6 protein-coding genes are annotated in these 6,785 nt (G+C 56.4%); 5 read left to right on the forward strand and 1 reads right to left on the reverse strand.

Annotated elements, in window-relative coordinates:
* The first annotated feature begins 58 nt into the window (after positions 1-58).
* From AC4IE8_RS01840 to AC4IE8_RS01855, 4 genes are all read left to right on the forward strand, one after another.
* Positions 59-367, forward strand: a complete 309-nt coding sequence (locus AC4IE8_RS01840; RefSeq protein WP_068990657.1) for a hypothetical protein — start codon at positions 59-61, stop codon at positions 365-367.
* A complete protein-coding gene (gene xthA, locus AC4IE8_RS01845; protein WP_068990659.1) occupies positions 364-1,179 on the forward strand; it encodes an exodeoxyribonuclease III in 816 nt (271 codons plus the stop codon). The genes AC4IE8_RS01840 and xthA overlap by 4 nt, the downstream gene beginning before the upstream one ends.
* On the forward strand, positions 1,179-1,940 hold the full coding sequence (locus AC4IE8_RS01850; protein ID WP_490790163.1) for a Mut7-C RNAse domain-containing protein: 762 nt from the start codon (positions 1,179-1,181) through the stop codon (positions 1,938-1,940). The genes xthA and AC4IE8_RS01850 overlap by 1 nt, the downstream gene beginning before the upstream one ends.
* A 153-nt stretch (positions 1,941-2,093) precedes the next feature.
* Positions 2,094-3,068 carry a hypothetical protein gene (locus AC4IE8_RS01855; protein WP_490790164.1) on the forward strand — a complete coding sequence of 325 codons (975 nt, stop codon included), beginning with the start codon at positions 2,094-2,096 and terminating at the stop codon, positions 3,066-3,068.
* A 439-nt stretch (positions 3,069-3,507) separates the two neighbouring features.
* Here the strand turns inward: AC4IE8_RS01855 and mtaB are convergent, their stop codons facing one another.
* Positions 3,508-4,782: a tRNA (N(6)-L-threonylcarbamoyladenosine(37)-C(2))-methylthiotransferase MtaB gene (gene mtaB / locus AC4IE8_RS01860; protein ID WP_068990669.1), complete on the reverse strand. Its 1,275-nt coding sequence runs from the start codon at positions 4,780-4,782 to the stop codon at positions 3,508-3,510.
* A gap of 126 nt (positions 4,783-4,908) precedes the next feature.
* On the opposite strand from mtaB, the gene AC4IE8_RS01865 reads away from it, so the two are divergent.
* Positions 4,909-6,480, forward strand: coding sequence for a DNA recombination protein RmuC (locus tag AC4IE8_RS01865; RefSeq protein ID WP_068991739.1), 1,572 nt, complete (start codon positions 4,909-4,911; stop codon positions 6,478-6,480).
* The last annotated feature ends 305 nt before the right edge of the window (positions 6,481-6,785 follow it).

The following is a 6,785-nucleotide window of genomic DNA, read 5'->3' on the forward strand; positions in this document are numbered from 1 at the left end:
AATCTTGCCTGCCGCCCATGATAGGCTTCGATCTCTTTCCAGCCGAATGGCTCATACTATGACCCAGAAAAACCAGGATCTGCTCGGGCGACTGCTGCAACTGGCGCAGGATCTGTATGCGGAAACCGCTGAACTCTCGGAAACCGAGAGTGAGCTGCAGCTCTGGTACAACCGGGGTTACGCGGATGGCATGATCCGTCAGATCAGCGATCTGGGTTACGCCAGGCAGGTGACTGAGGCCTTGGGTCCGGTGGGAGAGACAATCAGCGAGGAGCAGCGCTTCCTGCCCTGGGGCAAGGCCTATCGGCACGGCTTCGAGGTGGGTGAGCGCGAGACTATTGAGGTTCTGGGGGAGAAAAACGGGTGAAGATCGTCTCATTTAATACCAACGGCATACGTGCCAGAGAGCACCAACTGACGCAACTCAAGGCCAACTACGATCCGGATGTGATCGGGATTCAGGAGTCCAAGGTACAGGATGCGGATTTCCCGCATGGGATGATCGATGCTCTCGACTACCAGGCGGCCTATCACGGTCAGAAGACCCACTATGGGGTGGCGCTGCTCTCCAAGTTGGCTCCCATGGAGGTTAGCAAGGGATTCCCCGGTGATGAAGAGGATGCGCAGCGGCGTATGATCATCGGCCGCTATCAGTCTCCCAAGGGACAGGAATTCACCCTGCTCAACGGCTATTTTCCCCAGGGTGAGAGCCGTGACCATGAGGTGAAATTTCCGGCCAAGCGGAAGTTTTACGCCGATCTGCTCGACTACCTGAACAACCAGCACGATCCATCCGAGCCACTGATGGTGATCGGCGACATGAACGTGGCGCCGCTGGATCTGGATATCGGCATCGGGCCCGACAATGCCAAACGCTGGCTGAAGACCGGCAAGTGCAGCTTTCTGCCGGAAGAGCGGGAATGGTTGCAGGCGCTTCTCGATTGGGGGCTGGTGGACAGCTATCGCCAACTCAAACCGCAAGTGGATGACCGCTTCAGCTGGTTCGATTACCGCAGTCGGGGATTCGACCGGGAGCCCAGGCGCGGCTTGCGTATCGACCTGATGCTGGTGACCCAACCTCTGATGGCGTGTTGTACCGACGTGGGAATCGCCTACGACATCCGCGGGATGGAGAAACCCTCTGATCACTGTCCGGTGTGGGCCGAGTTCGACTTCTAGTGCTGACTGTCACGCTGCGATTCTATGAGGAGCTGAACGATTTCTTACCCGGCCCTCTGCGCAAGCGTGACATCAAACGGGAGATCCAGTCCGGGGAGAGTTTGAAGCATCTGATCGAAGCCTTGGGGGTGCCCCATACGGAGGTCGAGGTGGTGCTAGTGAATGGGATCTCGGTGGACCTTGATCAACAACTTCAGGGCGGGGAGAGGATCAGTGTCTATCCCATGTTTGAGTCCCTGGATGTCACCCCTTTACTACGTCTGCGGGAGCAGCCGTTAAGAACGCCCAAGTTTGTCACCGATGCCCACCTGGGGAAACTGGCCCGCTATCTGAGGCTGTTGGGCTTCGATACCCTATTCTTCAATGACATCGGCGACCAGAGACTGGTGGAGACTTCAGTCTCTGAGAGACGGATCCTGCTGACCCGGGACCGAGCGCTGCTGATGCGCCGAACGATCACTCATGGCTGCTATGTGCATGCCATCGAGCCCTGGCTGCAGTTGACCGAAGTGGTGGCGCGTTTGGATCTTGTGGATCAGGTTCGGCCTTTCAGTCGCTGCATGGTCTGTAATGGCGCCATCGTCGCCGCACAGAAAGACCTCATCGTGCAACAGCTGCCAGGTCAGGTTATTCGCCAACATGATCAATTCTGGCGTTGTCAGGACTGCCAGAAAATCTATTGGCAGGGCAGTCACTACAGTAAACTGCTGAAAACGATTGCCGGGCTGGTTGTCGGTAACCGTCAGGCTGGCGATGTGTAGTCGTAACAGTCTTGCTGATCCCAGGCACTCGGCAGTGTGACTGCTGTCAAAATTGATATCTCCGAGCGTATATTACTGCAGCAATAATCTGCACTCTCCACGCTTCTACGGCTATTATGTTTGTGGATGCTGGATCTTTAGGGAGTAACAATCATGAACTTCGTGGCCAAGAGTTGGATCCCTTTACTTGTACTCTCATTCACTCTGCTGGCCTGTGGTGGGGATGACGCTAACACCGATAACGATGGCGGAGATACCGCCAGCGCCTCCCTGAACTACAGCGGTGAGACCAAACAGGCTTCGATGACCAGTGAAAATGTCAATCAGCTGGCGACTGCGGCTGCTTCCGGCTCGAAACAGGCGGTCAGCACCGACAGTGTTCCGGTGGTGAGCCAGCGCCCTGATTCACCGCTCAGCCAGGATCAGATCAATCAAGCCATGGCCCGGTTGGTGGGGGAGCTCCTGAGCCGCGGACCTCAGCTGGCGGGGCGGGGTGAAACGGCGGCCAGAACCGAAGATCTTTCCAGTTCAATCTGCAACAGCGGCTCGGTGGAGGTCGATTTCCCGGACTTCAGCCTGGAAGGGGAGTGGCGTATTGTTTTTACTCAATGCAGCCGTGATACCACTTACGACAACGGTAGCTACTCAACCGTATTTCACGGCACGGTGGAAGGGACTTACACCAAGGTCGGTATCGGCTATCGACTCACCCTCAACTACATAAACTTCAGTGTCTCCATCAACAACCCGGGGGGCAGTTACAGCGACACCTTCAACATGCAGATGACCTGTACCGCCGCCAATCAGGACGGTTCGGATGTTAGCTGCGAATACTACTCGGACTACCAGGGCTACGATAACCGGACCTATCGGGTGACTGAAGTCAGCGTCTCTGGCAGCGGATCGTCCGGGTACCTGGTATCGGTGCGGGTCTACGATCCCGAACATGGTTATATCCATGTGACCACTGTAGTGCCCCTGACCTTCGATTGTGAAACAGGACGTCCCAGTGCCGGTCGTATCCAGATCGAGGCCGCAATTGGGGTCACTGCCGTAATCGAATTCATCAGTTGCACTCAGTATGTCGTGACTTTCAATGGGCTGGCTGAGACGTATCGTTGGCCTTAGGGATATGAATGGCACAGGGATAAACTTTTAATTTGTTGAGATAACTGCTTTTCCATTGACTTCGATCTTAATGGCAATGAAAGGCTGGTTACAGTTGATATCTCAGCTGATTTGGATTTGAGAGATGGAAAAGCCTGGTGCATCAAATTATGCGGATCAGCAAAGCACACACCATCAACCTGTCAAATCGGCAGAGAGAGTAGCTCCCCTCTCCCCTTGCGGGAGAGGGGTCGGGGGAGAGGGGGAGTATCCAACAACCCCCGCATCTGAATACACACTCCGAAAACCAAGAACTGTTGGATGAGCGTGGCTTACACTTCAAGACTCAAATGCTTGAAGCTCACCCTCTCCCCAACCCCTCTCCCCTCAAGGGAGAGGGGCTATCTCGGTAGCTGTGAATTCGTGTTCATTGATGGACTGCAGTTCTTAAAAACCAGTTCTAGACAACAGATCCAACCAGGGCACTGCCATCGTCAGTTAGGGCGGTGAGTTTCACCGGTACGATCCGGTTGACCAGTTTGCTGTCGGTCGCTGAGTCGATCTCCACGCGCAGGTAGTTTGGGGTGTATCCAGCGAAACCCCGTTCCACTGAACCCTCTACCAGGATCGGCAGGGTCTTGCCCAGATAATCCTCCAGGGTTTGGCGTTTCATCCTTTCACCAAGCAGATGCAGGGCTTCGCTGCGCTGGCGTTTGAGTTCGCGACTGACCGGGTCGGGCAGACTGGCGGCCTTGGTTCCCTGGCGGGGGGAGTAGGCGAATATGTGGAGATGGCCGAAGCCGATCTCTTCGGCAAACCCCAGGGTTTGTTGCCACTCCGCTTCGCTCTCTCCGGGGAAACCGACAATGATGTCTGTGGTGACATTGAAATCTTCGACGCTTTCCCTGGCCTGGGTGATCAGTGAACGGTACTCATCACTGCGGCAGCGTCTCGCCATACGTCTCAAGACAGTGTCGGCGCCACTCTGCAGGGGCAGATGCAGGTGGGGCATCAGACGGGGGTTTTTAAACAGGTCCCAGAATCCCGCCTGCAGATCCCAGGGTTCGATGGAACCGATGCGCAGGCGGGGGATTTCGGTATCGGCCAGTATTGCTTCAATCAACTGGACCAGATTGGTGTCGATGTCTGCGCCATAGCCGCCGATGTGAACCCCGGTTACCACAACCTCCTGGATACCTTCACCATGCAGGCGATTGATCTCATCGACGATATCGTCGATCGGACGGCTGCGTTCTTCGCCTCTGGCCAGGGTCACGATGCAGAAGGTGCAGCGGTAGCGACAGCCATCCTGTACCTTGATGAAGGCACGTTGGCGTCCCCGCGCCAGGATGCCGCCGACTTCCGCCTCCATGGCGGCTTCCGGCATCAGCTTCAGGTCGAGTTTGTCGCTGACGATCTCCACCAACCGGGCCTTGTCCCGGTTGTCCACCAGCAGATCGACCCCTTCCATCTTCATCGCCTGGTCCGGCTCCAGGGAGGCGTAGCAGCCACTCACCACCAGCCGGGCATTGGGATTCAGCCGGCCGCTGCGACTCATCAGCTTCCTCGATTTACGCACCGCCTCCTGGGTCACCGCGCAGGTGTTCACCACCAGCAGATCCGCCTCTTCGGCCTGACCGGTGATGCGAAAGCCCCGAGCCTGAAATTCCCGGCTCCAGGTTTCGAGCTCCGCCTCGTTGAGACGGCAGCCCAGTGTTTTGAGATGAATGCGCATGATCAACTGGATTCTTTGAACGATGGGCAAAGGTAATGAGGATGCTGGGGTATTGCAACTCCAATCCGTCATAAAAGTTGCTTTGAGACTCGCGTTTTGAGTCTCAGTATCGGTTATAGTTCGGTCATGGAATGGTTTACACAGATATCTTCACCGCTTCAGGTACTGTTGATTCTCGGCCTGTCAGGGCTGCTGTTGCTCGGCTGGGTGCTCTACTGGCTGGCCCGGCTACTCGATACCCAGCAGCGGGAGCAGCAGGTCCGGGTCCACCACCAGCAGCAGCTTCAGGAGCAGTTGCATGAGATGGAGCGGCGTAATGCCAAGGAGCAGAGTGAACTGCGCGAGCTGCTGTCGGAACGGATCGCCAAGGGCATGTTGGCCCAGCAGAGGTTGATTCACGGCATGCAGCAGACCCAGCTTGAGCGCGCGGATAAGCTCAGCCAGCTGCTTGACCGGCGATTTGCCGATATCAAGGAGCATCTGGGGGGTGATGCGGGACGTCTGCGACTGGATCTGCTGGCCCAGTTTGAAAACCTGAAGAAGGTAGTGACCGACAATCTGGCCGACGGCCGCCTGCAGCAGCAGGAGAAGCTTGCCGAGCTGCGGGAGTCGATGACCCGCTCACTGGCTCACCAGCGTGAGGCTTTCGACGAGCGTCAGACCCAGAGCATGAGCAAACAGCATGAGACTCTGCAGTCGGGTATGGGGGAGGTGCGCAAGCAGGTTGCTGAAGCACTGACCCAGCATGCGGACAACCTGGGCAAGCGGGTCGAGGGGCTGACCGAGACCACCGATCAGCGCCTGAAGGAGATCAGTGGCCAGGTCGAGAAGCGTCTCAGCGAGGGCTTCGAGAAGACCACAGAGACTTTCAATCAGGTGCTCACCCATCTGACCCGTATCGACGAGGCGCAGAAGAAGATCACCGAGCTCTCCACCAATGTGGTCTCACTGCAGGAGGTGCTCTCGGACAAACGCTCCAGAGGGGCCTTTGGCGAAGTGCAGTTAAGTGCGCTGGTACGCAATGTGATGCCGGAGAGCGGCTTCTCGCTGCAACATACCCTGAGCAACGGCCGGCGCGCCGACTGTGTGCTGTTTCTGCCCGATCCCACCGGCAATGTGGCGATCGATGCGAAGTTTCCGCTGGAGTCCTATCAGCGGATGCTCGATGACGAGCTGCCCGAGTCGGATCGTAATCAGGCACAGCGTCAGTTCCGCATCGATATCCGCAAGCACATGGAGGATATCGCCTCCCGCTATATCATTCCGGGTGAAACCTCCGACGGTGCGGTGATGTTCATCCCGGCCGAGGCGGTGTTCGCTGAGATCCACGCCCGTTTCCCGGACCTGGTGGAAGAGGCCTTCCGCAAACGGGTCTGGCTGGTCTCGCCAACCACCATGATGGCGATACTGACCACGGCGAGGGCGGTGATGAAAGATGCAGCCACCCGCGAGCAGGTGCATATCATTCAGGACCATCTACGCGCCCTGTCGAAGGATTTCGGCCGCTTCCAGACCCGTATGGACAATCTGGCCCGGCATATCGGACAGGCCCATCAGGATGTCAGTGATGTGAATATCTCCGCACGCAAGATCAGCAACCGCTTCGAAAAGATCGAAAAGGTGGAGCTGGATGAAGAGGAGAGCCCCGACCTGCCGGTATTCCGCAAGGCTTCGTTACCATCGTCTGAGGAAGAGTGAATGATCTTTGTTCGCGCATCAACACAAATCAGATTTGCGAATCAGGCGTTATTGCTGCGGCAGGGTGCATTGCTGAGAGAAAATCACGTTTTTTGCCCTGATTGACGTCCATTGGCAGATTGAATTTTATGGTCTAGATCATTGCGAACCCATTACCATTCAGTCTAACCCGTGCAAGTCTTAAAGCCCCTCTCCCTTTACGGGAGAGGGGTTGGGGAGAGGGTGTACGCGAAGCGTTTCATGAGAGCGAAAGATAAAGCCGCTTTTATCCTTCATTTATTATCATATCGATTCTTGGTGAAATG

The sequence above is a fragment of the Candidatus Thiodiazotropha sp. AKAK2 genome (assembly GCF_058244685.1).